This is a genomic window from Aulosira sp. FACHB-615 (genome assembly GCF_014698045.1).
Classification (GTDB): domain Bacteria; phylum Cyanobacteriota; class Cyanobacteriia; order Cyanobacteriales; family Nostocaceae; genus Nostoc_B.
Genome location: NZ_JACJSE010000015.1, coordinates 1 through 23947, shown reverse-complemented (window position 1 = coordinate 23947; position 23947 = coordinate 1). Strand labels below are relative to the sequence as shown.

Below are 23947 nucleotides of genomic sequence, written 5' to 3'. Positions count from 1 at the left end.
GGTGCTGCTAACAATTAATTGCCTATTCAATTTACTTCTGCCCTCGGCTTGCTTCCGGCTGATCAAATTACCCAACTCCAGTGGGGTAGCTGACCTGCTGATGAAGCTTGTGGGCGATTATCCATAATTAATATGGTGTTGCGGATAGTGCAGCAGCTCTCCCTCTAGGAAGAGCTAACTTGCTTTTTACCACCCAAGCATCCAGAAGTTATTTACTATTTACTCTGCTTGATAGCTAAAAACCAAGACTTTAGTAGCTATGACAAGTGAATTTTTCATTGCAACTTCTGGTATTTGTTACCCAACAAGTTTTATCTAGACTCGACGGCGCTTTGGTGGACGGCAACCATTGTGAGGAATTGGGGTAATATCCCGAATCAGGGTAATTTCCAGCCCTGCTCCTTGCAGTGCGCGAATCGCAGTTTCTCTACCAGCACCAGGGCCACTGACCATCACTTCAATTTGACGCATTCCTTGGTCAATAGCACGACGGGCGGCGCTTTCAGCAGCAGTTTGGGCTGCAAAGGGAGTGCCTTTTTTGGCTCCTTTAAAACCACTGGAACCAGCACTTGCCCAGGAAATAACATCGCCGTTTTGATCAGTGATTGTGACAATGCTATTGTTGAAAGTAGATTGGATGTAAGCAAGTCCGTTGGGTACGTTCCGCTTTTGCTTTTTACTCCCAGTTTTTTTAGTTGGTTGTCTCGCCATATTTGTTTAGTTAATTTAAGGAAAAACTTGCTCTGTTGAGCAAGCAATGAACAATTATTTGCCAGGAGCCTTCTTCTTACCAGCTACTGTCTGCCTTCTACCACGACGGGTTCTAGCATTAGTACGAGTTCTTTGTCCTCTAACTGGTAAACCCATGCGGTGACGGCGACCTCTGTAGGTTCCGATGTCAATTAGACGCTTGATGTTCATCCCTTCCAAGCGTCGCAAGTCACCTTCTACTTGATAGTTACTTTCTATTTCTGCACGTAGGGCTGCGACATCGGCATCACTTAAGTCTTTCACACGAGTGTCTGGATTGACACTTGTAGCCGCCAGAATTTCCTGCGACCTTGATAATCCAATTCCATAAATGTAAGTTAGACCAATCTCTACGCGCTTGTCGCGTGGCAGGTCTACGCCGGCAATACGTGCCACAATAAATCTCTCCCTGTTGTTCTCGCAATTTCTCTTGGTTAAGATGTGGGTGATTGATATGCCACATCTAGGGGTTTTTTGGTGATTTTTTCCTAGTCACGGTTAACTTCCCAATACTGAGAGTGTTATCCTTGACGTTGTTTATGCTTGGGGTTAGAGCAAATCACCATAACGCGACCACGACGGCGAATCACGTTACACTTTTCGCAAATTTTTTTGACAGAGGCTCGAACTTTCATGCCTTTCTTAATTGACTCCAAATATAAAATTATAGCATTTCTAGAAAAATATTACAGTTAAGTAAATGAGAATCTCCCAACAAGTTGATTTTATGGTAAGATCCTTCACATATAACTAGTTTTTTCTGGATTTAATTATTTTTTCCGCAATCTATAGGTAATTCGGCCTTTTGTCAGGTCATAGGGAGTGAGTTCAACCTTGACGCGATCGCCTGGCAAAATCTTGATGTAGTTGCGGCGAATTTTTCCAGAAATGTGTGCCAGTACGTTAAAACCATTGTCCAGGTCTACACGAAACATCGCGTTTGGCAAGGACTCAGTAACCGTACCTTCCATTTCAATCAAATCTTGTTTAGACAACTTTTTTGTTCCTCAACTCAACAGTTTTCGGTTCGCTGGCAGCTTTTATCTGCAACAGAACACAATTTGAGAAATATATCAACAGTTTATTAATATATCTTAGCTAAAATCGATCAGCATACTCTTGCCAGAGTTCAGTGAAGAATGGGGAGTAGTGAGTGGTGAATTTTATGATTCCCCATAACTACTCCTACATCTCCAGCTAGGAAACTAAAATTTGTTTCAATTCACTAGTGACTTCTTCTTGGGATTGATTACCATTGACTGTTAATAGCCTTTGGCGTTCACTATAGTAGTTGATCAAAGGTGCAGTTTCATTCCGGTACACTTCTAGACGACGACGAATCACCTCTTCGGTATCATCTTTTCTTCCTCTAGCCAGTAACCGTGAAATTACAATGTCATCTGGTGCATCTAAGTTAACTACTCTTTCGCCACCTTGAGCAGTTTTCGCTAACAATGCCTCTAAAAAAGCTGCTTGCGTCACTTTGCGAGGAAAACCGTCTAAAATCCAACCGGATTTGGCATCTGATTGACCTAGACGTTCCTCCACTAAATCTTGCACCAATTGATCAGGAACCAACTCACCGCTATCAACGTAACTTTGAGCTTTGACTCCCAAAGGAGTTTGCTCTTTCATGGCTTGCCTCAAGATTTCACCAGTGGAAATATGAGGGATATGCAGGTGTTCTGCCAAAACCTGAGCTTGAGTTCCTTTGCCCGCACCCGGTGGCCCCAAGAAGATTAGTCGCGTCACTATTGTTTCACCATTCCTTCATAACGCTGAGAAATAACGTAGGTTTGGACTTGTTTTGCGGTGTCAATTGCCACACCAACTAGAATTAACAATGAAGTAGCACCCAGTCCCTTGAAGGTTGGTACTTTCAACGCACTTTCCACGGCGGTAGGAATAATCGCAACCAAGCCTAAAAAGATAGCTCCCAAAAAAGTTAAGCGGTTAATAACTCGCTCAATATACTCACTGGTTGCTTTCCCTGGACGAATCCCAGGAATACTCGATCCCATTTTTTTCAAGTTTTGAGCTACATCAACTGGGTTGACAATCAATGAAGAGTAGAAGTAGCTAAAGAAAACAATGGAAGTTAAATACACCAAGGCATACACCCAAGGTGCAGAACCACCAGGGCTGAGATAGGTATTGACGATGTTCGCCAAGTCAGGATTTTTTGTAAAGTTGGCAATGAGTAATGGCAAACTCAAAATGGCAGCCGCAAAAATAATTGGCATCACACCACCAGAGTTGAGCCGCAGGGGTAGATAACTACGCTGTTCTGCCAAAACTCTTCTACCTACTTGACGACGAGCTGAAATGATGGGGATGCGGCGAATACCTTCCTGCACAAAGACAATGCCCACGATGGTGGCCAAGAAGACCAACACCAGCACAATTACCCGACCCACGATTTCTCGACCGCCAACTTGTACTAAGTCGATGGTGTCGCCTAGAGATTTGGGTAGCGAAGCAACAATGTTGACAAAAATCAACAATGATGCACCATTGCCAATACCTCGTTCTGTGATCAGTTCGGATGCCCACATAACAAACATAGAACCTGCGGTGAGAGCGATCGCAGTTTCAGCTACAAATAGCGGTCCAGGAGTTAAAGCAAATTGTTGCAAAAATAAGGCAGAAAAAGCCGTACTTTGGATAATTGCCCAACCTACAGTCACGTAGCGGGTAATTTGCGAAATTTTCCGCCTTCCTGCTTCGCCTTCGTTTTTCTGTAAATTTTCTAAAGATGGGATAGCCGCAGTCAGCAATTGGATGATAATGGACGCATTAATAAAGGGCAGAATCCCTAAAGCAAAGACTCCCAAAGTAGAAAGTCCCCGCCCAGAAAAGATATCCAATAAACCGAAGATAGAATTGTTGCCGGAAATTGCTTCAGCAAATCTAGCTCGGTCAATTCCCGGTACAGGTAAAAAGATACCTAGGCGAACCAAAATTAAAATACCGACAGTAACAAGCAGCCTGCCTCTTAGCCCAGCTGCTTGTGCCATCTGCATAAAAGTTTCTTGAGCCGTTGGGGCTTTATCTCGACTGATCATAGAGTGCTACCTTTGTCGTGAACCAGGCACTGGAAGGGAGTTGGCAGGTATTTAAGTGCGCGGTTGGGCTTCACCCTAAAACTTCACAACTTCCTCCAGCTGCCTCAATTTTGCTACGAGCTTGACCTGTGAAAGCTGCCGCTTTGACGTTGAGGGCAACGTTCAATTCCCCATTACCCAAAATTTTCAATGGCCCTTTGGCAGAGGTTAAAATCCCGGCTGCTTTTAAGGATTCCAATGTTACTTCTGTGTTGGCAGGAAGAGAGGCTAACTTCTCTACATTTATCGTAGTGTAAATCTTGCGATTCACAAGTGGAAAGCCTTTCAGCTTGGGTATCCGGCGGTACAATGGCTGTTGACCACCTTCAAACCCTGGTCTGGTGCTACTACCAGAGCGAGATTTTTGACCCCGCATACCTAGACCAGCACTGGCACCTTGACCAGCAGAAATACCTCTGGCTACACGGCGACGGCGTTTTTTAGAGCCTTTTTGGGGCTTAACATCGTTGAGTCTCATGATGTTATTTGTATTGTTTACAAGAACTCGGTGAGTGAAGCTCTACTAAATGTAGAGTTTGTCAATAGCGATACCACGGTCTTCAGCAACTTCCGCCAAAGTACGCAGGGTAGATAAAGCGTTAACTGCGGCTCTAGCATTATTGAGTGGGTTGTTAGAACCAAGTTGTTTAGCAAGAACGTTGCGAACTCCGGCTAATTCCAATACAGTCCGCACAGCACCACCAGCAATTACACCGGTACCAGGTGCGGCTGGGCGCATGATGACTTTTGCACCACCACCAACGCCATCAATGGGATGCGGAATGGAATTAGATTTGGTAATCGGAATGTCAATGAGATGTTTTTTGCCATCGGCTACGCCTTTTTTCACAGCACCGATAACATCTGAGGCTTTACCTACTCCCACACCGACTTGACCGCGTTCGTTCCCAACAACGACAATGGCACGGAAGCTGAGTTTTTTACCACCCTTAACTACCTTGCTCACCCGTCGGATTTGGATGACGCGCTCTTGCCAGTTAGTTTCTTCTTTTTTTGCGCGGTTAGCTTTACGACGACCTGTTGCCATAATTCATGCTCTCTAAATGTCATTTGTCAATTGTCATTTGTCAGTTGTCACTTGTCCTTTGTCATTTACCTAATGACCAATGACCAATGACTAATGACTAATGACTTTAAAAATCTAAACCAGCTTCGCGTGCAGCATCCGCTAGTGTTTTGATGCGGCCGTGGTATATGTTACCACCACGATCAAAAACTACTTTTGTAATGCCCTTTTCTAATGCGCGGGCTGCGATTAACTTACCAACTTGGGCTGAGGCTTCGCAGTTAGCGCCAGAAGCTAAATTTGCTTTTAACTCTGCATCTAAAGTTGATGCTGCCACTAAAGTATGATGCTGAGTATCATCAATTACTTGGGCGTAAATATGTTGGTGAGAACGAAATACGGATAGGCGTGGGCGTTCGGGAGAGCCGTTTACCTTGCCACGAACGCGGCGGTGGCGGCGCTGTTTGGATTCTCTACGAGTAAGTTTCATGTTTATTTCTTACCTTTACCTCCGGTCTTACCAGCTTTGCGTCTGACTACTTCACCCGCATAGCGAATACCTTTACCTTTGTAGGGTTCTGGTGGTCGGACGGCACGAATCTTAGCGGCTGTATTACCGACTATTTCTTTGTCGTAACCACTAACGATGACGTTAGTGTTATTCTCTACGGCAAACTGAATACCATCTGGTGGCTCAATCTGTACTTGGTGACTGAAACCCATGTTTAACACCAGGTTGCGTCCTTGTACTTGGGCGCGATAACCAACCCCTTGAATTTCCAAACGACGTTGAAAACCTTGGGAAACTCCCTCTACCATGTTGGCTACCAATGTCCGGCTTAAACCGTGCATTTGGCGAGAGGTACGGGAATCATCTTTACGAACTACTTGTAAGGTTTCGCCTTCCTGGCTCACTGTTACTTGAACAGGTAAATCCCGTGAAAGCTCACCTTTGGGGCCTTTGACCACAACCTTAGTGCCATCAATTGTGATTTGCACTTTGGCGGGAATAGTAATTGGTCGTTTACCAATACGAGACATGATCTTTTGTCCTTTGTTATTTGTCCTTTGTTATTTGTCCTTTGTCCTTTGTCCTTTACTAATGACCAATGACTAATGACAAATGACTAATGACTACCAGACGTAGCAAAGTACTTCACCACCCAAATTCTGACGGCGAGCTTCACGGTCAGTCATAATGCCACTGGAGGTAGAAATAATGGCAATACCGATACCGCCTAATACTCTGGGTAGTTCTTTTCGGTTGGAATAAACACGTAAACCAGGTTTACTGATCCGTTTGAGGGCAGTAATCAAAGGCTGACGATTTTTCCCTTTGTATTTTAGGGCAATCACCAAGTGCCGTTTTACGCCTTCTTCGGCTTCTGTATATTCTGAAATGAATCCTTCTTCTTGTAGTACTTTGGCAATACTACGGGTCATTTTAGTGGCTGGCACTTGTGTTGTTTGATGCCTTGCCATATTGGCATTGCGGATGCGCGTCAGCATATCTGCAATTGTGTCGTTAGCCGCCATCGTTCCCTCTTTAGATGAACTTATTGATCGCGAAAGGGCATTCCCAATTCTTTGAGTAAAGCGCGGCCCTCTTCGTCATTTTTTGCTGTAGTAATAATCGAAATATCCAGACCACGAACTTGATCAATGCTATCGTATTCGACTTCTGGAAAGATTAGCTGTTCTCTTACGCCGAGAGTATAGTTACCACGGCCGTCAAAGCTTTTAGGGCTAATACCACGAAAGTCACGAATTCTTGGTAGTGTCAAGCTGATCAAGCGGTCGAGGAAAGCATACATTCTCTCGCCTCTGAGTGTGACCATAATCCCGACGGGCATACCTTGGCGAATTTTAAAGCCTGCGATCGCTTTTTTCGCTCTTGTCACTACGGGTTTTTGACCAGTAATGAGCGCAATTTCGTTGATAGAAGCTTCCAAAGCCTTAGCATTTTGTGCTGCTTCGCCCAAACCTCGGTTCACAGTTACCTTGACCAACTTCGGTACTTGATGAACGTTGGTGTATTGAAACTGATTTGTGAGTTTCGGGACGATTGTCTCTTGATATAAAGTTTTGAGTCTTGTTGTCGCCATAGTTTTTGTCCTGAGATCCCTGGGCTTGGTCAGGGAAGATTATAGAGGATGAAGATAAAATAAGTAATATTTATACTTCAGGCTTTCAGCTTCATCCTTAATCAATAATCTCGCCAGTTTTTTTGAGTTTTCGCACCTTCTTGCCTTCGGGGGTAAAGGTGTAGCAAACGCGACTAGCGACATTTTGTTTGGTGGAATAGAGCATCACGTTAGAACTGTGGATTGGGTACTCTTGAGTTACAATCCGTCCAGATTCCCCTTCTTGTTGGGGTTTAACGTGCTTGGTCTTAATGTTGACACCTTTAACAATGACTTTGCTCAGTTGGGGCAATGCTTTAATCACTTCGCCAACTTTGCCTTTGTCTTTGCCGGCAATTACTTGCACGGTGTCACCAGTTTTGACGTGCATTTTATAGAATACTTTTTCCTTTTGGATAGGCATTACAGCACCTCCGGAGCCAGAGAAACAATTTTAGTAAAGTTCTTGTCGCGGAGTTCCCGTGCTACTGGGCCAAATACCCGTGTACCTCTAGGATTACCTTCTTTATTGATGATCACGGCGGCGTTATCATCAAAGCGAATAGTCATACCGCTATCACGACGAATGTTATGGCGGGTGCGAACAATCACAGCTTCCACAACATCTGATTTTTTCACAGCCATGTTGGGGATGGCATCTTTGACAACAGCAATAATGCGATCGCCGATAAAACCGTAACGGCTATTACCAGCACCTAACACCCGGATACACATTAGTTTCCGTGCGCCACTGTTATCTGCCACATTTAAGTAAGTTTGGGGTTGAATCACAATTGGTCTCCCTTGTGCAGTTGTTAGTGAAGTAACAACTTATGAGTTTTTAGTGTTGAGGATTTCTGTGACTTGCCAGCGTTTGGTTTTGCTCAGGGGTCTGGTTTCTTGAATCCGCACGCGATCGCCCACTTTGCATTTGTTTTCTTCATCATGAGCTTTATAGCGGCGGGTTTTCACTACAATCTTGCCGTATTTGGGATGGGGAGCGCGGTTTTCGATGGCAACTACCACCGTTTTTTGCATTTTGTCGCTCACTACCAACCCAACTCGTTCTTTGATTGCCATAATCTCTTAGTTCTCTTCTTTAGGAGTTTGACTTGCTGCCCGTTTGCGCTCTCCCTCTACTGTCAACAGTTGGGCAAGGCGATGGCGAGCGTGGCGGAATTGGTGGGGTTTTTCTAGTTGTCTGGTTGCCTTTTGCAAGCGCAACTGAAACAGTTGTTTTTTAGTGGCGGCAATTTCCGCAGCTAATTGTTCGTCACTTAATTCTCTTGCTTCTGAAATCTTAGGAAGCGGCATAACCTACTCCTGCTCCTCTTCTATTTGAGGGCGCACAATAAATTTAGTTTTAATTGGCAGTTTGTATGCAGCTAGGCGCATAGCTTCACGGGCGATTTCTTCAGAAACCCCAGCGATTTCAAATAAAATCCGCCCTGGCTTCACTACTGCTACCCAAAACTCTGGATTACCTTTACCAGAACCCATCCGTGTTTCTGCTGGACGCATGGTTACAGGCTTATCTGGGAATATCCGAATCCAGATTTTACCACCCCGGCGGATATAACGTGTCATCGCCCGACGGGAAGCTTCGATTTGTCGAGAGGTAATCCAAGCTGGTTCTTGGGCTTGGAGGGCAAAATCGCCAAAGTTGAGGGTGCTACCCCGGTGGGCTAGACCCGCCATTCGCCCGCGCTGTTGTTTGCGGAATTTAGTTCTTCTAGGACTTAACATGATTTTTCATCTGTCGTTTGTCATTTGTCATTTGTCATTTGTCATTACTCAGGACTAATGACAAATAACGATTTAGCCTTCATTGGAACGGTCTTCAAACTGCTGACGACGGCGCTGTTGTTGACGGCGACGCGGCTCACGTTCGCGGGTGGCGGGTTGGGGTTGAGTTTCTTCCTGTCCAGGAATAATTTCTCCTTTAAATACCCACACTTTGATGCCCAAAATACCGTAAACGGTTTTGGCTGTGCAGTAAGCGTAGTCAATATCAGCCCGTAAGGTGTGTAGAGGTACTCTACCTTCGCGCGTCCATTCTGTCCGGGCAATTTCCGCACCGTTGAGCCGACCACTGACTTGAATTTTAATTCCTTGAATACCAGCACGTTGCGCCCGTTGAATTGCTTGGCGGACTACGCGACGGAAGGAAACCCGACGTTCTAATTGTTGGGCGATGTATTCCGAAATTAAGTAAGCATCGGCATCAACTCGTTGAACTTCGACGACGTTAATCCGAATCTGGCGAGTACCGCCTAATAAATCTTGCAGTCCAGTACGTAAGGATTCGATACCTTGTCCACCACGACCTACAACTACACCAGGGCGGGCTGTGCGTACTTCTAAATCAATTTGGTCTGCTTTGCGCTCAATTCTAACTTCGGAAATACCAGCGTTGTTTTGAGCGAGTCTACCCAGTTTTTGTTCGATGTAATTACGTAGTTTGTAATCTTCTTGTAAAAGTTCTGGATAGCGTTCAGGATCTGCGTACCACCGGGATTGGTGTTCTTGGGTAATTCCGAGGCGAAAGCCAACTGGATGAATTTTTTGTCCCACAAATGCTTCCTCTAAAGTTCTGGTAATTATTCCACAGTCTCACCAGCAGCTACAGCTACTGTGATGTGACATGTAGGTTTGCGAATTTGGTAAGCTCGACCTTGCGCTCTAGGTTGGAAACGTTTTAGGACTGGGCCTTGATCGGCATAAGCTTGAGTAATTACCAGTTGGGCGCGGTCTAGACCTGCATTGTGTTCAGCATTGGCGGCTGCGCTTCTAATTACTTTTAGTACTGGTTCACAAGCCCGATAAGGCATAAATTCCAGAATAATTAACGCTTCTCTGTAAGACCGCCCCCGAATTTGATCGAGTACGCGACGCACTTTAAAGGGAGACATGCGTATATAACGGGCGATCGCTTTTACTTCTGTAGTATTAGTTGCCATGTTTTTCTCCTTGTCGTTTGTCATTCGTCATCTGTCATTTGTCATTTGTCAGTTGCAAAGGACTAATGACAATAGACAAAGAACAAACTATCTACCCGCTTTTTTGTCACTTTTGCCATGACCCCTGTAGGTGCGTGTTGGGGCGAATTCTCCCAACTTATGACCTACCATCTGATCGCTGATAAACACGGGGACGTGTTGTCTACCATTGTGAACAGCGATCGTATGTCCCACCATCTGGGGCAGAATTGTTGAGGCTCTTGACCAAGTTTTAATGACTTGCTTTTCGTTTCTCTCGTTCAGCTTTTCAATTTTGCTGAGTAAGTGATCGGCAACGAAAGGCCCTTTTTTTAGTGAACGACCCATAGTTAAATTTTGGTTTTAGGATTTGGGCTTTTGGATTTATTTAGTTGGATTTTAGATAATTTCTCAATCTAAAATCCAAAATTTCAAATCTAAAATTTTAAGACTGACGACCACCACGACCGCGCTTAGAAGATTTACGACGACGGCGTACAATCAATCTACTGCTAGGTTTCTTGGGCTTGCGTGTCTTGGCTCCCAATGTTGGTTTACCCCAAGGTGTGACTGGGCCAGAACGACCAATGGGCGCTCTACCTTCACCACCACCATGTGGGTGATCAACTGGGTTCATGACGCTACCTCTAACTTTCGGGCGGCGACCTTTCCAGCGATTACGTCCAGCTTTACCTGCACTCAGGTTTCTAAAGTCCGTGTTGCCTACTTGCCCGATGGTAGCGTAGCATTCACGCCGCACCATCCGCACTTCCCCAGAAGGCAACTTGAGGGTGACATAATTACCTTCTTTCGCCACTACTTGCGCTGTCGCACCAGCAGCACGAACAATTTGACCACCCTTACCCGCAGTCAGTTCTACGTTATGTACGTTTGTACCTAAAGGAATGTTTGCCAGTGGTAAAGCATTACCATCTTCAATTGGAGACTCAGGGCCAGCCATTAAGGTTTTACCTACAGTCAAGCCATTCGGTTGCAGGATATAGCGTTTTTCCCCATCCTGATATTGCAGTAGGGCAATACGAGCGTTGCGGTTGGGATCGTACTCGATCGCTAACACTGTAGCGGGAATGTTACGCTTATCTCTTTTAAAATCAATAATTCGATAAAGTCTTTTATGGCCGCCACCGCGGCGACGGCTGGTTATCCGCCCTTGATTGTTGCGACCTTTGGCGCGATGGATGTACACCGTCAAAGACTTTTCTGGATCTTTTTTGGTAATTTCCGAAAAGTCGGAGATTGTAACTTGACGAGTACTGGGGGTATAAGGGCGATAAGAACGAGTACCCATTTTTTGTTAGACCTCTGGGAATAGAATCTGTCTAATCTTTTGTGCGTCCCCAGGTGAGACGGTGACAATAGCTTTCTTATATTGGGGCTTGTAGCCAATAAATTTGCCCACGCGACGTTTTTTCCGTGGCTGTGTAGCAGTGTTGATTTTGACTACTTTGACTTGAAACAAGTCTTCGATCGCTGCTTTAATATCTGGCTTGGTAGCTTTCAGAACTACTTCAAAAGTGTATTGATTCTGTTCCATCAGAATCGTTGCTTTTTCGGTGACAATCGGGCGACGCACCAAGTCAGGCAGATCACGGGGCGCAATCTTAGCCATTGTAGACCTCCTGAATTTTTTCTAATGCTGGTGCTGTAACCACAAGCTTGTCAGCGTGCAGCAAATCATAAACATTCAACTGATCTGCGGCAATAATTTTTAAGTTCTCGACGTTGCGTCCTGACAGATAAACGGTTTCGGCAATCTCAGACAAAATTAACAGTGTCTTTTGTTCTGGGCTTACTCCCCAACGCACTAAAGCTGCCAATAAATCTTTAGTTTTCGGACGAGAAAGTTCGTTGCTAAATTCTTCGACCACAATCAAATCATCAGCACGGCTCACGAAGGCTGTGCGTAATGCCAACCGCCGTTCTTTCCGGTTCATTTTCAGGTCGTAATCTCTGGGTTTAGGCCCAAAAATCACACCACCACCACGCCATAAGGGTGAACGAATCGAACCAGCACGAGCGCGACCTGTGCCTTTTTGCCGCCAAGGTTTGCGGCCACCACCTCTAACTTCTGCGCGAGTTTTTGTACTAGCGGTTCCTTGACGAGCATTGGTTGTTTGTCTAACCAAGGCACGATGTACAATATGGGCCGCTGTTTCTTCTTTGGCAACTCGCAAGTCGAACGTCTTTTGTCCGACTTCCTCTCCTTGCCAGTTTTTAACTACAGTCTCAACCATTTTTTTGTCCTTTGTCATTTGTCTTTTGTCATTAGTCCTTTGTCATTTGTCTTTAGCTAATAACCAATGACTAATGACCATTGACGATTGACTATTTACCAACTTTCTTTGCGGGTACAACACTCACTAAGGAACCTGGTTTACCAGGAATTGCACCTTTAATGAGTAATAAGTTGCGTTCTGCGTCTACACGCACAACTGTCAATTTACTAATGGTGACGCGGGTACCGCCCAAGCGCCCTGCCATTCTTTTTCCTGGATACACACGACCGGGTGTTGTACCAGCACCAATGGAACCGGGCGCTCTGTGGTTTTTAGAACCGTGAGACATTGGCCCGCGACCAAAGTTATTCCGCTTTTGGTTGCCTGCAAAACCGCGACCGATACTTGTACCAATTACATCTACGATTTGACCAGCAGTAAAAATATCTGCTTTGATTTCTTGACCTAATGTATATTCGCTGGAATTATCTATGCGAAACTCACTCAGGTGACGTAAAGCTGGCGCTGATGATTTGGCTAAGTGACCCAATACGGGTTTATTGAGAGCTTTTGGTTTAACTTCGCCATAACCAAGTTGAATGGCGGTATAACCGTCAGTTTGCTTTGTTTTGACTTGTGTAACAGTGCATGGCCCTGCTTGAACAACAGTGACAGGAATTGCTACTCCTGCCTCGTCAAATATTTGGGTCATGCCCAGCTTGGTGCCGAGAATACCTACAGACACAGTAACTGGTTCTCCTTTTTACTTACTGAGCAGATTCATCGGGATGTTCGGTGGTTTTCTGACTGAGGGAGGACGATCCTCAGTAATTTCCAGCAACTAATGTTGCTTTCTCTTATCCAGAAAACAAAAACCGTTCCCTAAATTTTGGTTGAATCCGTTTACCTGAATTCAGTTGCTTACTAGAACAGCCATGAGTTGCTTCCAAACGGATCACAAATCTCTGTTTTTAAGGCAATGCTCTAAAGCTTTGCTTTTCGTGCAGCAATGCTCTCGTCCAAGCAGTTGCTTAGGCACTTTTTGGAGGCTGCTTTTTTGGTGGCCTCCTTGTGGTAGAAGGACTTAAGTAGTTAATTACCACTCAGTATCCCTATAACTAAGGCTTTTGTACTACTACAGCACTAGTATTACAACTCAGTTTCTACGTTCAGGATTACCTTAAACTACTGTTCAAGGTTTTGCCTGGTTTATCCGGGTTACAGGAAAGAATCCAAATTGTATCCGGCTTATGGCTTTGATTACTTCGCCATAATTATATTTGGTGAACATCAAGGCTTTTTTAGTTTAGCAGTCTCTTGGTAGCTTGGCTTAACTTAATAACTTGATTCTGTTTAATCAGAGGTTAGATGTTACGCTCATACGACTCACCAGGGAAGGCTTTATTTTGCCGTTTGGTCACAATCTCACATTATAGATGAGGGGTGTGATGTTTGTCGAGTATTTTGTCAGGACTCACTCAATGGTTTTGAATAAGGTCACTTCGACTGCGCTCAGTGACCTGACCTGATTTAAAACCCTGACACTGTTCGGTTGACGCTCACGGCGCAGCCCTATGCCCTTTTACCCAGTCTCCACAGAAAATCTTGGTGTGTAAGTCCTGAGTAAGTTGCATATATCTATATTATTAGGTGAATAAAATAAGCTTTTAGAAGTGATTTGCTTTGTTGGGCAATACTTTGGCAAGTTTTGGACTAGTTGCTATCTGAAGACACCTTAAATATTTTACTTAACAGTAAATAATAGAGATATGTAAGTGGGATAGGATAAACGAAAATCTATGGCACTGATTACCACTGGCAATGGTTTAATCCGAGATTTGGAGAAATTTGGCGCTCTCGGTACGTACGTCCCTTTAGAGGGAGGTTTTGAAGGTCGATATCGCCGCCGACTGCGTGCTGCTGGCTATGTGACTTTAAATATAACTGCTAGGGGATTGGGCGATGTAGCGGCCTATCTTACTGGAGTTCACGGTGTGAGACCGCCTCACTTGGGTAAGAAAAGTACTGGTAGTGGTGCGGCTGTGGGTAGTGTCTACTATTTACCCCCAATTGTTAACTATCAGTTAGAACAGTTACCACCAAAATCTAAGGGTTTGGTGCTGTGGATCATTGAAGGGCATATTCTGTCTGATCAAGAAATTGAGTTTTTAGCAGAATTGCCGAAACTGGAACCCAAAGTCAAAGTAGTGGTGGAAAGAGGCGGTAGTCGTGCTTTCAAATGGAAGCCTTTGACAGCTACCTTCGCGGTTAGTTCTCAGGCTGTGTAATTTTTTCGATTACAACAAAGGCGATCGCATTTCTGATTTTACAGGTGCGATCGCCTTTGTTTTTCATGAGCAAAATAACTCCGGCTCGACGTGAAAAAACTGTCCTAAAACCTTGGCCTGTTCTTCTGTGATTTCTTGCTCTCCATCAAGTAACTTAGTCACTATCTCACTTGAACCCAGTACTTCCACCAAATCAGATGGCTGTAAATTTCGAGCATCCATCAAATGCAACAGTCTGGAACAAGAAGTTGAAGCATTAAGTTGATAGTACTTTTCTTCAAAATCTTCGATGAGTTTGACTAATAGTTCTAATAAGGTATCTTCTTCTGGACTCAAGTCAGGACGAGCCAGTAATTCTTCAACCACTGCCAAAAATATTATTATCACGACATTCTCCCTAAATGCACCGAATGTGAGGTTTGCAGCAGTTCTTTGCTGCAAACTGGTTGCTAACTATTTATCCTCCTCATCCTTGTCTTCGTCATTTTGCAAAAGCGCAACCACAGCTGCGACACTAAACTCCGAAAACTCGTGGTGAAATGAAGAATATGTGAGCGCAAGGTGGATTGAAGTTGCGCTTAAAGATCCAACAATCGCTAGTTTGAGGAATTTGATAAGCATTATTAAGTGCCTTTTTATTTGATGTATTGTCCAGGAAAAATAACCTGTCTACCTTTTCTCTACCCAAAAAACTAGCGCAAGCAAAATTCCTGATAACAACACGAAAACCAGCGCAAAAAACTTCGGAATTGTGCTTACATTGGTGGAAATTTGTGCAAAATTTTCTACAAAGCATCGACCGACCAGCAGCATGGCTCGGTTGGGGCTGATGCAAAATAGCGGTGCGTAGGAGCTTTAATTCCTATTGAACCTTTAAAAATAGTACGTACAATTATACGTAATCACTACTTTCATTAAATTAACTTGGCTGACAAGGTATAACCTATGGTTTTAGGCAATTTTGGCAATATTTACTCGGATGAGCTAATTACTGCCACTGAGTTAAATCGTCAGCCTGGGCGAGTTCTAGACAAAGCTTTAGAACGTCCGGTGACAATTACTCGCAATGATCATGCTTTTGCTTTGTTGCGTCGAGAGGAAGTAACTTCTTTGGTGAAGGTAGCTACTCAAAGTCAAGCTGTCTTTGAAGCATTAACTGTTGCTTTTTCTTTATTACTAGGGAAAGAAATCGGCTTTGAACATCCTTATGGATGGTTGAGTGTGTTTGATGCGGATGATTTGCAAGAGTTTATCAAGGAGCTAAGTGAAGCTTTTCGGTTGATAGATTCTTCAACTACAGCATGGGAGATGATTGAGGCGCTCATCCATGAATGGCATGAAAGTGCTATTGCTATATTTAGTCCTGAACTAGCAGCAGCTTTTAGTGCTGAAACTGATGAAATACCATTAACCAAACCATCTGCTCATAGTGCTGAGTAAGGGTATATGTCAGATAACCACGAAGAAAACCCCATAGTAGAAAATGTAGAGCCGCCTGAAGTGAAACTGACTGCCCCTGCATTATCTGAGAGAGAAAGCACTTGGTTGGTAGTAGCTAAAAATCGCCGAGTTAATCGGGACTGGGAAGCTTTAATGCAACGTTATCCAGAAAACTCTCTGCGCTGTTATGAGGATTTATGTTCTACACCAACAAGCAGACAGCCAGGACGTGTTTTTCCTTTGAAGGGTAAAACTTACAAAGGAGTATGGGAATATGAAGTCACAAAAGGAGACAGAGTATTTTACATTCCTGATGAGCAGCAATTGAAGGTTATTGTTTATTACGCTGGAAAGCACCCTAATATTGCACCTATACCGTAAACCTGCTGCGATCGCTTATCTTTTGGAGAAGTTGCGATCGTGTTGAAAAACACTGCGATCGCGCTTTAATGCTCGCTTCTCTCATTTTTTATGCCAAATTACTATTCAGCAGCTAAAGACCGTTCTATCGCACGTCTAATGTAACGCTGATAAGGAATACCTTCTTTCTTAGAAACAGATTTAACTTTTTCTAGCATCTCCTCAGACATCCGTATATTGACACTTTTATCTTTAGGCTTAAATTCAAAAGTTACTGGCTTGAAATTATCAGGAGTCAGATAATCTGACAAATCCTCTTCCAAGAGTGTCTCTATTTCTTCATCAGTTTTAAGTCTGGGGAAAGTTTTGTCCATATTTCTGTACCTCTGTGTCTCTCATATATCTGGCACTGATCGGTCTAATGAGTATTTCATCCTGTTTATTTCGGAGCGTAAAAGCCACAAAAATGTACTTTTGTTGGCTTGAAATCCCTATGGCTAAATACCTATCTTCATCCTGAGAATGTTTTATATCTGGTGCAATCAGAACACCCGATTGTTGAAATAGGTACTCAATTTCTTCTTTAGAAACACGATTCCAGCATTTGGCAGAGTTCCCTTCATCCCAATCAAAGCCATTTACACTTTCAAGCATAACTCTGAAATCTACATTTGTATATACAAATGTAGCAATATCTCAAACATTTCAAAAATTTGCTTTTTAAGCATTGAGGCGATCGCCCACTATATCGCTCTCCACTTCAATATATTTAGAAGCATTTTCTCTCTAGATAACTAATATCAAGCTAAAAGCTACTTTTTAGCAACTATTTAACTTCACATAAATAAAAAAATGTCTATTGTAAACATTTATATCAATTATGAGTGAGCAAATGGGTACTTTAAGGATCTGAGGGCTTTAGGGTACTAGTAGATTTATGAATCATGTATTGGATGCCGATCAAATCGGTTGGTTAATAGCGGGGGAAAATTTAGTCATCTCTTGTTGTTATTTCATTATTGGTAGTGTTATTGGTTATGGGGTTTGGCGTAATCGACAAGCAGGTGTTGACCCACTGGTAGTTACAGTGGCTGGGATTTTTTTAAGCTGCGCTTTTGGTCACGGCTTGCATGTAGTGGGAATGCTGGGTTTGGTTAATTCCCATTTTTGGCAAGCAATAGCGGATTTGTTGACAGTTGCGATCGCATTACGCTTTCTCAGTTTCTATAAAAGTTTTGATTTACTTGCTTGTTTCAGTCAGATATTCGCTTCAAAAATCGAACTAGAAAACAAGAATCAACTCTTGGAAACCGCGATGACAGAACTCAAGCAGATGCAAATGCAGTTAGTCCAACAAGAAAAGATGTCAAGTTTAGGACAATTAGTAGCTGGGGTTGCACATGAAATTAATAATCCGATTAACTTTATTCACGGTAACTTGACTTATGTTGAAGAATATGCTGATTATTTATTGAGCATTGTCAATGCTTACCAAGCGCATTTTCCGGTTTTACCCTTGCCCCTTCACAGGCTAATTGAAGAAGTTGATTTAGACTTTTTGCAAGAAGATTTACCAAAAATTTTAAATTCAATGAAAGCAGGAAGCGATCGCATCCGGCAAATTGTCATATCATTACGAAATTTCTCGCGCTTGGATGAAGCGGAACTGAAAGTGGTGAATATTCACGAAGGTATTGATAGTACTCTGATGATTTTGCATCACCGCCTGCAAGCAAAACCAGAGCGTCCAGAAATTAAGGTGATCAAAGATTATGCTAATTTGTCGGAAGTAGAGTGTTATCCGAGTTCACTCAATCAAGTGATGCTGAACATTCTCACAAATGCGATAGATACCCTAGAAGAGAAAATTACGCAAAAATCTCATTCAGAAATTCAAGATAATCCACCTCAAATTACAGTCAAAACTTCTTTGACGGCAGACAAATGGGTAGAAATCACGATCGAAGATAATGGAGTGGGGATTCCTGAACAGCTTCAGCCAAGAATTTTTGACCCATTTTTCACAACAAAACCCGTAGGTAAGGGTACAGGAATTAGTATGTCAATTAGTCATCAGATAATTGTCGAAAGACATCATGGCAAATTGACCTGTCTTTCCACCTTTGGTCAAGGAACAGCGTTTGTGATTCAAATTCCGTTGAAACAAAACGCCTATGCGCTTGTTTAAAGTTATGCTTGTGGTAAAAATACAAAGTTTTGTTGGCTTTGGAAATTGATATGCGATATGAAGACCATCCATCATTTTATGCGCGTGTCTTCGCCAGAGTTTTAGGATGTCTACTTCCTGGCGAAATTACCATTATTCTCTTTCCTGGACATGGGTTAGTGCGAACAGAAGCAATCCCAACGCAGCTAATTCCTGAAAACTTGAGAATGCCCAATAGTGAATTTTATGTGTTATTTAAACATCCTGGGCGCGAAATGATCCGAATTTTGCAAATTGACGAATTTTGTCCAGAAATTGATATAGAGCAGTAGCCAAGTTGCTTCGGAATCGATAAATAATCAGACTTAGACACCACAAAGCTTTTACCCCTGTCACCTGTAACCTATTACCTGTCCCCTGCTATAAGTCAGAATTGAGGCTCAAATTGTTTTAAATTGCAAATAACAGCTTGTTTAGATAGCAGGTGAACGGTTATAGGATGAGATGACAGTGATCTTATCTACCTTTTATCAGTTCAGATTGGTTTTAGATTCATATTTGGGCGATCGCTAGTTGGTGTTATGGGTGCGATCGCTCAATTTTTATGATTCAATGGCGATCGTGCTTTGTTGAATATCAGCCTTTTAACTGGCTATTCTATGGCAAAACCGTTATTTCTCTTGATTGATAGCCAATTTACGGTGGATAGATTCGAGATAGAGAACATAATAAGTTTCGATAAATTGCAAGTATCCAGTCGTATAAGTACTGGGGTTACAGTATTAAAAATGTTATTTATTTGAGATTGTTAGACAAAGAAATATACTGAGAAAACAGCCCAAAATAGGAGGATAAAGTTTATTCTAAATTTGCTTAATACACAAAATAATTTATACATTCTATGGAACTTATTACTTATGCTAGAGAAGTCGGCAATAAGTATAAGAACATGAACAGAATCTGGCGTATTTTAATGGTTTCTAGCTTGGTTGGATTGGGTACTTTAGTTAATGCTAAAGCCCAAGCAGCTTCTTTTGAAATCGACTCTACCTACACTTTTTTGAAAACCCAGTCTGATACAACTTATTACAATAATGTTCAGACAATTGCAGGTAATACTAAAGCCATCTCTTTAGCTGATTTAGGTCTTGAAGCTGGAAGCACAATTCGTTTAAGTACTTCTGGTGCATTTAACTGGAGTGTTTGGAACCCTGGACAAAGAAACGATATGATTGGGGTCTTCAGTGCTTCGGATACATTGCTTGATTCTTCTTTTCAACAACGTGTAGCTGATGCTATTAGCCTTGATGCTGAAGATGCCAGTAAGTATGCCTATACAGACGCAAACTGGACTTCTAACACTTTATTTGACACCACTAATCAAGCAGGTTCTACTTACGACGGCTCAAAAGGTGCTTATATGTGTAATGGAGCAACTTTAAGTGATGTTAATAGAACTTGCGGTCAAAAAACATTGTTTGATGGTGTATTCGGAATCTTAGGCGAGATGACAATTAAGATTCCCACCAACGCGAAGTTTTTATTCCTGGCGGTTAACGATATTTTCTATAGTGACAACACTGAAAAAATGTTAGTTGATATCACTAATACAGAATCTGTCAATACAGTAGCCAGCGCCAAATATGTAAATGAGACAACTTCTGTTCCTGAACCAAGCGCAGTTGTTGGCATTGCAGCTACACTTGCATTGGGTTTAAGAATGAAGTCTAAAAAACAGGTGGCTAATTAATTTCCTGGACAGAATTCAGAATCATGAATAAATCAAGGGTCTGCTAGATATAAATTTGAATATTCTCATCATATTATTCATCAAACTCTGAGCAATTTTGACTTCGGGATTCTGGATTCTTGTACTTTATTGCAGATTTTATTAGTAAAGGAGAAATATTTAATTTAGGGAAAAATATTTATCAATTCTCAAACTGTTTGATTTACTGGATTAATTTTTTGGCGATCGCTATTCTGAATTACAGATGCGGCCGCCTTTTTTATTGATGGTTATTAAGCTATTTCATCAAGTTTAAACCTAAAAATAAAGCCGCAATAGTTCCTGACACTGAAATTTCACCTTGATAGATTTTATCTAACACTTCCGCTACAGGAATTAAAATTACTTCAATTTCTTCTGTAATATCTAAATTCTGTTCCCCAACTTTTATAACATTCTCAGCTAAAAATAAATGTATGCGGTTAGTATCTTTGCTGGGTTTATCATAAAAAACAGTGACTTTTTTAACTTGTTGAGCTAGATAACCAGTTTCTTCTTGTAATTCTCGGATGGCGGCGATTTCCGCACTTTCTTGGGTGGGGTCAAAATGTCCGGCTGGTAATTCGATAAAAAAATCGGCGACTGCGTGTCGGTATTGGCGGACGAAAACAATTTCTTGATTACTGGTAATTGGCAAAATAATGGCAATTTCTGGTTTAATACTGACAAAATAATCATCAATCACCTTGCCGTTAGGTAATTCGATTTTATCTTGCCTGACTTTGCACCAAGGATGGTTTAATACCATTTCTGATTGCAAGATTTTCCATTTCTTGAGATTGCTCATAGATGCTAATTAATAAATGTAAAAAAGTATAACAGATGTAGAAAATCGGCTAAAATCACTTAAACTATTTTCTGCCCTAGCCATCATAGAGCAGTCTTATTTGAGAATGAAGAAAAGAGACAAGGTAGACAAGGTAGACAAGGTAGTCCCGATGAAACAAACTTCATAGCCAAGTATGAAAGTGGGACTAGCATTTTTACTCAGCACTCAGCACTTTCAGGTCAGAGAGATGTTTGTATATCGTTTAGGATTGCTATAGAGCAGACTTATGCAAGTAGAAGTCAAGGTATTTACTGTCAATAAACGATTTCCCTTAACTATTAGTCGGGGGACAACTGCACAGACAACAAATGTCTGGGTAAAAATTTCGCAAGATGGCGTTGAGGGCTGGGGTGAAGCATCACCGTTTGGGGTGGGGAATCATGCTCAAAAAACCGAGCAAATCAAAGATGCGATCGCTCAAGTTATACCATTATTAACAACTTTCAGCCCATTGCAGAGACAGCAAGTTGAGCAGTTGTTAATTCAACAGCAAATTCCTTCATCGGCGCGGGCGGCTGTAGATATGGCAATGCACGATTGGTTGGGTAAGTTTGTTGGTTTACCGCTGTGGCAGATTTGGGGATGCGATCGCAATCTCATTGTCCCGACTTCGGTAACTATTGGCATAAATTCACCAGAGGGCGCTAGGGCGAGGGCGCGGGACTGGTTAAATTATCTGGATGTGCGGCTGTTCAAGGTGAAATTAGGTAGCCCCGATGGTATTGAGGCAGATCAGCAAATGCTATTAGCAGTCCAACAAGAAGCACCAAATCTAGAATTTTTTGTGGATGCAAATGGTGGTTGGAGTTTGCCAGATGCAATTAAGATGTGTCATTGGCTGGCTGATTTAGGTGTAAAGTATGTAGAACAGCCACTAGCAAGGGGTCAGGAAGAAAGTTTAGCCAAACTCAAACAAGAGTCACCCCTACCGATTTTTGTTGATGAAAGTTGCTTTACTAGCGTTGATATTCCCCATTTGGCAAACTACGTGGATGGAATTAATATCAAACTGATGAAGTCAGGGGGCTTAACCGAAGCATTGCGAATGGTACACACAGCGCGGGCTTACAATTTACAAGTGATGTTTGGCTGCTATTCTGACAGTTCACTCGCTAACACAGCCGCAGCACAATTAGCACCACTCGCTGATTATTTAGATTTAGATAGTCACCTCAACTTAGTTGATGACCCATTTATGGGTGCATTAGTAGTAGAAGGAAAAGTTTTACCAAACGATTTACCAGGCTTGGGGGTACAATACAGTGCGTTTGCCGCTTAATCAACGAATCGCTATTCTGCTGCATGAAGGAACTACAGGAACACAGGGCAAAACCGGGTTGGCAATTTTACGCTACAGTGAAGCCCCGATTGTCGCAGTAATTGATAAGGTAAGTGCTGGTAAGTCTTTGCCAGAATTAACAGGTATCAAGCGTGATGTGCCGATTGTAGAATCTGTCACCGCAGCTTTAGCATATAAACCCGAAGTATTGGTAATTGGAATTGCGCCCAAAGGTGGTGCTGTACCTGATGATTATTGGATAGAAATTAAAAATGCCCTAGCGGCTGGGATGTCTTTGGTGAATGGGTTACACACACCATTGGCGACGATGGCAGAGTTAAATGCCATTCTCAAACCAGGACAGTTAATTTGGGATGTCCGCAAAGAACCACCAAATATAGAAGTGGCGAGTGGGATGGCGCGGACGCTTCCTTGTCGCCGGGTGTTGACGGTGGGAACAGATATGGCGATTGGGAAAATGTCTACTAGTTTAGAATTACACTGGGCGGCAAAGTTACGGGGTTGGCGTTCTAAGTTTATCGCTACAGGTCAAACTGGTTTGATGTTAGAAGGTGATGGTATCGCTTTAGATGCTGTCCGTGTAGATTTTGCGGCTGGTGCTGTGGAACAAATAGTGATGCGCTATGGCAAAAACTATGACATTCTGCACATTGAAGGACAAGGTTCGCTGTTACATCCTGGTTCTACTGCTACCTTGCCTTTGATTCGCGGTTCCCAACCTACACAACTAGTATTAGTACATCGGGCAGGACAAACTCATAACCGGAATAATCCCCATGTCCCGATTCCGCCGTTAATGAAAGTGATTCAAATGTATGAATCTGTAGCGAGTGCGGGTGGTGCTTTTGGGAAAGTGCCTGTGGTGGGTATAGCGTTGAATACTGCACATTTAAATGAGTTTGCAGCCCAAGAAGCGATCGCCCAAACTACCGCCGAAACCGGTTTAGCTTGCACTGATCCGGTGCGGTTTGGGGCTGGGTTGTTGTTAGATGCAGTCATGCGAAGTGACGTGTGAAGTAAGGTGCGTGACATTTTATTCACGCATCCTACAAAATTGGCGATCGCACCGCACCCAACCTACGAAATTCTGCTACCGAAGTCTGAAATTTCACACTTCAGACTTTTTTAAACCTCCGGGGGCTTCAACATTCGCCAAATTTCCCCATCAATCTGCACCAAATACTCAGGCTCCAACTCACCAATTTTACGAATAATTCGCTTAGGATCGATCGCTCGCATCTGAAAAACCATTGCTACCGAAAGCAATGTCAAACCATTCAGCACTGATGGCTCAATCCTTACAGTAAATGGAAACCTTGATGCCCCCAAGGAAGAAGTAACTGGGACAATCATTAACATGGGCGAAACCGCAATGTCTGTTTGAACAGCGATCGCTGGGCGATTACCTTGTTCTTCTCGTTTATCTGAATCTGGTAAACTTAACGCGATGTGCGACTTATTGTTTCGTTACACAAGTTCGGTGTATGAATGATTAAAAAGAAAATTCCCACAATCCGCACTGGAGCGAGAAAATCGTTACAAATGAGTGGAATGA

At 42.8% G+C, this 23947-nt stretch carries 37 protein-coding genes; 8 read left to right on the top strand and 29 right to left on the bottom strand.

What is annotated here, in order from left to right:
* Positions 1 to 315 precede the first annotated feature (315 nt).
* From rpsK to rplC, 24 genes are all read right to left on the bottom strand, one after another.
* A complete protein-coding gene (gene rpsK, locus H6G77_RS21575; RefSeq protein ID WP_015113409.1) occupies positions 316 to 711 on the bottom strand; it encodes a 30S ribosomal protein S11 in 396 nt (131 codons plus the stop codon).
* Positions 712 to 765: 54 nt separating this feature from the next.
* Positions 766 to 1146 (bottom strand): 30S ribosomal protein S13, encoded by a 381-nt coding sequence (gene rpsM, locus H6G77_RS21570; RefSeq protein ID WP_062291702.1) that lies wholly within the window; start codon positions 1144 to 1146, stop codon positions 766 to 768.
* Positions 1147 to 1271: 125 nt separating this feature from the next.
* Complete coding sequence (rpmJ, locus tag H6G77_RS21565) at positions 1272 to 1385, bottom strand: 50S ribosomal protein L36 (protein WP_015113411.1); 114 nt, start codon at positions 1383 to 1385, stop codon at positions 1272 to 1274.
* A gap of 135 nt (positions 1386 to 1520) precedes the next feature.
* A complete protein-coding gene (infA, locus tag H6G77_RS21560) occupies positions 1521 to 1745 on the bottom strand; it encodes a translation initiation factor IF-1 (protein WP_006276978.1) in 225 nt (74 codons plus the stop codon).
* 202 nt (positions 1746 to 1947) lie between these two features.
* A complete protein-coding gene (locus tag H6G77_RS21555) occupies positions 1948 to 2502 on the bottom strand; it encodes an adenylate kinase (protein ID WP_190588748.1) in 555 nt (184 codons plus the stop codon).
* Positions 2502 to 3815, bottom strand: a complete 1314-nt coding sequence (gene secY, locus H6G77_RS21550; RefSeq protein WP_190588747.1) for a preprotein translocase subunit SecY — start codon at positions 3813 to 3815, stop codon at positions 2502 to 2504. Before secY ends, H6G77_RS21555 begins: the two co-directional genes overlap by 1 nt.
* 70 nt (positions 3816 to 3885) lie before the next feature.
* The gene (gene rplO, locus H6G77_RS21545; protein WP_190588746.1) at positions 3886 to 4332 is read right to left on the bottom strand and encodes a 50S ribosomal protein L15; all 447 of its coding nucleotides are present in this window, start codon (positions 4330 to 4332) and stop codon (positions 3886 to 3888) included.
* 45 nt (positions 4333 to 4377) lie between these two features.
* The gene (gene rpsE, locus H6G77_RS21540) at positions 4378 to 4902 is read right to left on the bottom strand and encodes a 30S ribosomal protein S5 (RefSeq protein WP_062291712.1); all 525 of its coding nucleotides are present in this window, start codon (positions 4900 to 4902) and stop codon (positions 4378 to 4380) included.
* Positions 4903 to 5008: 106 nt separating this feature from the next.
* Complete coding sequence (rplR, locus tag H6G77_RS21535; RefSeq protein WP_190588745.1) at positions 5009 to 5371, bottom strand: 50S ribosomal protein L18; 363 nt, start codon at positions 5369 to 5371, stop codon at positions 5009 to 5011.
* 2 nt (positions 5372 to 5373) lie between these two features.
* The gene (gene rplF, locus H6G77_RS21530; RefSeq protein ID WP_190588744.1) at positions 5374 to 5922 is read right to left on the bottom strand and encodes a 50S ribosomal protein L6; all 549 of its coding nucleotides are present in this window, start codon (positions 5920 to 5922) and stop codon (positions 5374 to 5376) included.
* Positions 5923 to 6015: 93 nt separating this feature from the next.
* Complete coding sequence (rpsH, locus tag H6G77_RS21525) at positions 6016 to 6417, bottom strand: 30S ribosomal protein S8 (RefSeq protein ID WP_190588743.1); 402 nt, start codon at positions 6415 to 6417, stop codon at positions 6016 to 6018.
* 20 nt (positions 6418 to 6437) lie between these two features.
* The gene (gene rplE, locus H6G77_RS21520) at positions 6438 to 6986 is read right to left on the bottom strand and encodes a 50S ribosomal protein L5 (RefSeq protein ID WP_190588742.1); all 549 of its coding nucleotides are present in this window, start codon (positions 6984 to 6986) and stop codon (positions 6438 to 6440) included.
* Positions 6987 to 7083: 97 nt separating this feature from the next.
* Positions 7084 to 7428, bottom strand: a complete 345-nt coding sequence (gene rplX, locus H6G77_RS21515) for a 50S ribosomal protein L24 (protein WP_190673002.1) — start codon at positions 7426 to 7428, stop codon at positions 7084 to 7086.
* On the bottom strand, positions 7428 to 7796 hold the full coding sequence (rplN, locus tag H6G77_RS21510; RefSeq protein ID WP_062291728.1) for a 50S ribosomal protein L14: 369 nt from the start codon (positions 7794 to 7796) through the stop codon (positions 7428 to 7430). Before rplN ends, rplX begins: the two co-directional genes overlap by 1 nt.
* Positions 7797 to 7835: 39 nt before the next feature.
* Positions 7836 to 8084, bottom strand: coding sequence for a 30S ribosomal protein S17 (gene rpsQ / locus H6G77_RS21505; protein WP_015113422.1), 249 nt, complete (start codon positions 8082 to 8084; stop codon positions 7836 to 7838).
* Positions 8085 to 8090: 6 nt separating this feature from the next.
* A complete protein-coding gene (rpmC, locus tag H6G77_RS21500) occupies positions 8091 to 8318 on the bottom strand; it encodes a 50S ribosomal protein L29 (protein ID WP_190588740.1) in 228 nt (75 codons plus the stop codon).
* Between the two features lie 3 nt (positions 8319 to 8321).
* Complete coding sequence (gene rplP / locus H6G77_RS21495; protein ID WP_190588739.1) at positions 8322 to 8750, bottom strand: 50S ribosomal protein L16; 429 nt, start codon at positions 8748 to 8750, stop codon at positions 8322 to 8324.
* A 72-nt stretch (positions 8751 to 8822) separates the two neighbouring features.
* Positions 8823 to 9578, bottom strand: a complete 756-nt coding sequence (rpsC, locus tag H6G77_RS21490) for a 30S ribosomal protein S3 (protein WP_190588738.1) — start codon at positions 9576 to 9578, stop codon at positions 8823 to 8825.
* A 26-nt stretch (positions 9579 to 9604) separates the two neighbouring features.
* Entirely contained in the window at positions 9605 to 9964 is a 360-nt protein-coding gene (gene rplV / locus H6G77_RS21485) for a 50S ribosomal protein L22 (RefSeq protein WP_190872745.1), read from the bottom strand.
* Positions 9965 to 10051: 87 nt separating this feature from the next.
* Positions 10052 to 10330, bottom strand: coding sequence for a 30S ribosomal protein S19 (gene rpsS, locus H6G77_RS21480; RefSeq protein WP_190588737.1), 279 nt, complete (start codon positions 10328 to 10330; stop codon positions 10052 to 10054).
* Between the two features lie 97 nt (positions 10331 to 10427).
* The gene (gene rplB, locus H6G77_RS21475; RefSeq protein WP_190872694.1) at positions 10428 to 11291 is read right to left on the bottom strand and encodes a 50S ribosomal protein L2; all 864 of its coding nucleotides are present in this window, start codon (positions 11289 to 11291) and stop codon (positions 10428 to 10430) included.
* 6 nt (positions 11292 to 11297) lie between these two features.
* Positions 11298 to 11612, bottom strand: a complete 315-nt coding sequence (locus H6G77_RS21470) for a 50S ribosomal protein L23 (protein WP_190872693.1) — start codon at positions 11610 to 11612, stop codon at positions 11298 to 11300.
* Entirely contained in the window at positions 11605 to 12237 is a 633-nt protein-coding gene (rplD, locus tag H6G77_RS21465; RefSeq protein ID WP_190872744.1) for a 50S ribosomal protein L4, read from the bottom strand. The genes H6G77_RS21470 and rplD overlap by 8 nt, the downstream gene beginning before the upstream one ends.
* A 91-nt stretch (positions 12238 to 12328) precedes the next feature.
* The gene (gene rplC / locus H6G77_RS21460) at positions 12329 to 12964 is read right to left on the bottom strand and encodes a 50S ribosomal protein L3 (protein ID WP_190588734.1); all 636 of its coding nucleotides are present in this window, start codon (positions 12962 to 12964) and stop codon (positions 12329 to 12331) included.
* A gap of 1054 nt (positions 12965 to 14018) precedes the next feature.
* Between rplC and H6G77_RS21455 the strand changes: the two genes are divergently transcribed.
* Complete coding sequence (locus H6G77_RS21455) at positions 14019 to 14507, top strand: NAD(P)H-quinone oxidoreductase subunit N (protein WP_190588733.1); 489 nt, start codon at positions 14019 to 14021, stop codon at positions 14505 to 14507.
* A gap of 63 nt (positions 14508 to 14570) precedes the next feature.
* Here the strand turns inward: H6G77_RS21455 and H6G77_RS21450 are convergent, their stop codons facing one another.
* On the bottom strand, positions 14571 to 14894 hold the full coding sequence (locus H6G77_RS21450) for a type II toxin-antitoxin system HigA family antitoxin (RefSeq protein ID WP_190872692.1): 324 nt from the start codon (positions 14892 to 14894) through the stop codon (positions 14571 to 14573).
* Positions 14895 to 15452: 558 nt separating this feature from the next.
* Here H6G77_RS21450 and H6G77_RS21445 point away from each other — a divergent pair.
* On the top strand, positions 15453 to 15947 hold the full coding sequence (locus tag H6G77_RS21445; protein WP_190872691.1) for a hypothetical protein: 495 nt from the start codon (positions 15453 to 15455) through the stop codon (positions 15945 to 15947).
* Between the two features lie 6 nt (positions 15948 to 15953).
* Positions 15954 to 16328 carry a hypothetical protein gene (locus H6G77_RS21440; protein ID WP_190872690.1) on the top strand — a complete coding sequence of 125 codons (375 nt, stop codon included), beginning with the start codon at positions 15954 to 15956 and terminating at the stop codon, positions 16326 to 16328.
* Between the two features lie 101 nt (positions 16329 to 16429).
* On the opposite strand, the gene H6G77_RS21435 is transcribed toward H6G77_RS21440, so the two are convergent.
* Together H6G77_RS21435 and H6G77_RS21430 are read right to left on the bottom strand one after the other, a co-directional pair.
* The gene (locus tag H6G77_RS21435; RefSeq protein WP_190872689.1) at positions 16430 to 16681 is read right to left on the bottom strand and encodes a CopG family antitoxin; all 252 of its coding nucleotides are present in this window, start codon (positions 16679 to 16681) and stop codon (positions 16430 to 16432) included.
* On the bottom strand, positions 16656 to 16961 hold the full coding sequence (locus H6G77_RS21430; RefSeq protein WP_190872688.1) for a BrnT family toxin: 306 nt from the start codon (positions 16959 to 16961) through the stop codon (positions 16656 to 16658). Before H6G77_RS21430 ends, H6G77_RS21435 begins: the two co-directional genes overlap by 26 nt.
* Positions 16962 to 17244: 283 nt before the next feature.
* On the opposite strand from H6G77_RS21430, the gene H6G77_RS21425 reads away from it, so the two are divergent.
* The 3 genes from H6G77_RS21425 (at position 17245) to H6G77_RS21415 (ending at position 20224) form a co-directional block, all read left to right on the top strand.
* Positions 17245 to 18495 carry a sensor histidine kinase gene (locus H6G77_RS21425; RefSeq protein ID WP_190872687.1) on the top strand — a complete coding sequence of 417 codons (1251 nt, stop codon included), beginning with the start codon at positions 17245 to 17247 and terminating at the stop codon, positions 18493 to 18495.
* Between the two features lie 50 nt (positions 18496 to 18545).
* Positions 18546 to 18806: a hypothetical protein gene (locus H6G77_RS21420; RefSeq protein WP_190872686.1), complete on the top strand. Its 261-nt coding sequence runs from the start codon at positions 18546 to 18548 to the stop codon at positions 18804 to 18806.
* A gap of 617 nt (positions 18807 to 19423) precedes the next feature.
* Entirely contained in the window at positions 19424 to 20224 is an 801-nt protein-coding gene (locus H6G77_RS21415) for a hypothetical protein (RefSeq protein WP_190588727.1), read from the top strand.
* Between the two features lie 277 nt (positions 20225 to 20501).
* Here the strand turns inward: H6G77_RS21415 and H6G77_RS21410 are convergent, their stop codons facing one another.
* Entirely contained in the window at positions 20502 to 21050 is a 549-nt protein-coding gene (locus H6G77_RS21410) for an NUDIX hydrolase (protein ID WP_190588726.1), read from the bottom strand.
* 268 nt (positions 21051 to 21318) lie between these two features.
* Here H6G77_RS21410 and H6G77_RS21405 point away from each other — a divergent pair, with 268 nt between their 5' ends.
* Positions 21319 to 22371: a dipeptide epimerase gene (locus H6G77_RS21405; protein ID WP_190588725.1), complete on the top strand. Its 1053-nt coding sequence runs from the start codon at positions 21319 to 21321 to the stop codon at positions 22369 to 22371.
* Positions 22355 to 23407: a DUF1611 domain-containing protein gene (locus H6G77_RS21400; RefSeq protein ID WP_190872684.1), complete on the top strand. Its 1053-nt coding sequence runs from the start codon at positions 22355 to 22357 to the stop codon at positions 23405 to 23407. The genes H6G77_RS21405 and H6G77_RS21400 overlap by 17 nt, the downstream gene beginning before the upstream one ends.
* A 110-nt stretch (positions 23408 to 23517) precedes the next feature.
* Here H6G77_RS21400 and H6G77_RS21395 read toward each other — a convergent pair whose 3' ends face one another.
* Positions 23518 to 23841, bottom strand: coding sequence for a type II toxin-antitoxin system PemK/MazF family toxin (locus tag H6G77_RS21395; protein WP_190872743.1), 324 nt, complete (start codon positions 23839 to 23841; stop codon positions 23518 to 23520).
* Between the last annotated feature and the right edge of the window lie 106 nt (positions 23842 to 23947).

Coding starts and splice junctions, on each gene's coding strand:
- rplE (WP_190588742.1), bottom strand. CDS start 6,986: ATGGCGACAACAAGACTCAAAACTTTATATCAAGAGACAATCGTCCCG.
- H6G77_RS21405 (WP_190588725.1), top strand. CDS start 21,319: ATGCAAGTAGAAGTCAAGGTATTTACTGTCAATAAACGATTTCCCTTA.
- rpsQ (WP_015113422.1), bottom strand. CDS start 8,084: ATGGCAATCAAAGAACGAGTTGGGTTGGTAGTGAGCGACAAAATGCAA.
- rpmJ (WP_015113411.1), bottom strand. CDS start 1,385: ATGAAAGTTCGAGCCTCTGTCAAAAAAATTTGCGAAAAGTGTAACGTG.
- rplP (WP_190588739.1), bottom strand. CDS start 8,750: ATGTTAAGTCCTAGAAGAACTAAATTCCGCAAACAACAGCGCGGGCGA.
- rplR (WP_190588745.1), bottom strand. CDS start 5,371: ATGAAACTTACTCGTAGAGAATCCAAACAGCGCCGCCACCGCCGCGTT.
- H6G77_RS21420 (WP_190872686.1), top strand. CDS start 18,546: ATGCGATATGAAGACCATCCATCATTTTATGCGCGTGTCTTCGCCAGA.
- H6G77_RS21435 (WP_190872689.1), bottom strand. CDS start 16,681: ATGGACAAAACTTTCCCCAGACTTAAAACTGATGAAGAAATAGAGACA.
- H6G77_RS21470 (WP_190872693.1), bottom strand. CDS start 11,612: ATGGCTAAGATTGCGCCCCGTGATCTGCCTGACTTGGTGCGTCGCCCG.
- rpsE (WP_062291712.1), bottom strand. CDS start 4,902: ATGGCAACAGGTCGTCGTAAAGCTAACCGCGCAAAAAAAGAAGAAACT.
- rplD (WP_190872744.1), bottom strand. CDS start 12,237: ATGGTTGAGACTGTAGTTAAAAACTGGCAAGGAGAGGAAGTCGGACAA.
- secY (WP_190588747.1), bottom strand. CDS start 3,815: ATGATCAGTCGAGATAAAGCCCCAACGGCTCAAGAAACTTTTATGCAG.
- rplO (WP_190588746.1), bottom strand. CDS start 4,332: ATGAGACTCAACGATGTTAAGCCCCAAAAAGGCTCTAAAAAACGCCGT.
- rplF (WP_190588744.1), bottom strand. CDS start 5,922: ATGTCTCGTATTGGTAAACGACCAATTACTATTCCCGCCAAAGTGCAA.
- rpmC (WP_190588740.1), bottom strand. CDS start 8,318: ATGCCGCTTCCTAAGATTTCAGAAGCAAGAGAATTAAGTGACGAACAA.
- rplV (WP_190872745.1), bottom strand. CDS start 9,964: ATGGCAACTAATACTACAGAAGTAAAAGCGATCGCCCGTTATATACGC.
- rpsS (WP_190588737.1), bottom strand. CDS start 10,330: ATGGGTCGTTCACTAAAAAAAGGGCCTTTCGTTGCCGATCACTTACTC.
- H6G77_RS21425 (WP_190872687.1), top strand. CDS start 17,245: ATGAATCATGTATTGGATGCCGATCAAATCGGTTGGTTAATAGCGGGG.
- rpsK (WP_015113409.1), bottom strand. CDS start 711: ATGGCGAGACAACCAACTAAAAAAACTGGGAGTAAAAAGCAAAAGCGG.
- H6G77_RS21440 (WP_190872690.1), top strand. CDS start 15,954: ATGTCAGATAACCACGAAGAAAACCCCATAGTAGAAAATGTAGAGCCG.
- rplB (WP_190872694.1), bottom strand. CDS start 11,291: ATGGGTACTCGTTCTTATCGCCCTTATACCCCCAGTACTCGTCAAGTT.
- H6G77_RS21410 (WP_190588726.1), bottom strand. CDS start 21,050: ATGAGCAATCTCAAGAAATGGAAAATCTTGCAATCAGAAATGGTATTA.
- H6G77_RS21430 (WP_190872688.1), bottom strand. CDS start 16,961: ATGCTTGAAAGTGTAAATGGCTTTGATTGGGATGAAGGGAACTCTGCC.
- H6G77_RS21445 (WP_190872691.1), top strand. CDS start 15,453: ATGGTTTTAGGCAATTTTGGCAATATTTACTCGGATGAGCTAATTACT.
- H6G77_RS21415 (WP_190588727.1), top strand. CDS start 19,424: ATGAACAGAATCTGGCGTATTTTAATGGTTTCTAGCTTGGTTGGATTG.
- rplX (WP_190673002.1), bottom strand. CDS start 7,428: ATGCCTATCCAAAAGGAAAAAGTATTCTATAAAATGCACGTCAAAACT.
- H6G77_RS21455 (WP_190588733.1), top strand. CDS start 14,019: ATGGCACTGATTACCACTGGCAATGGTTTAATCCGAGATTTGGAGAAA.
- rpsH (WP_190588743.1), bottom strand. CDS start 6,417: ATGGCGGCTAACGACACAATTGCAGATATGCTGACGCGCATCCGCAAT.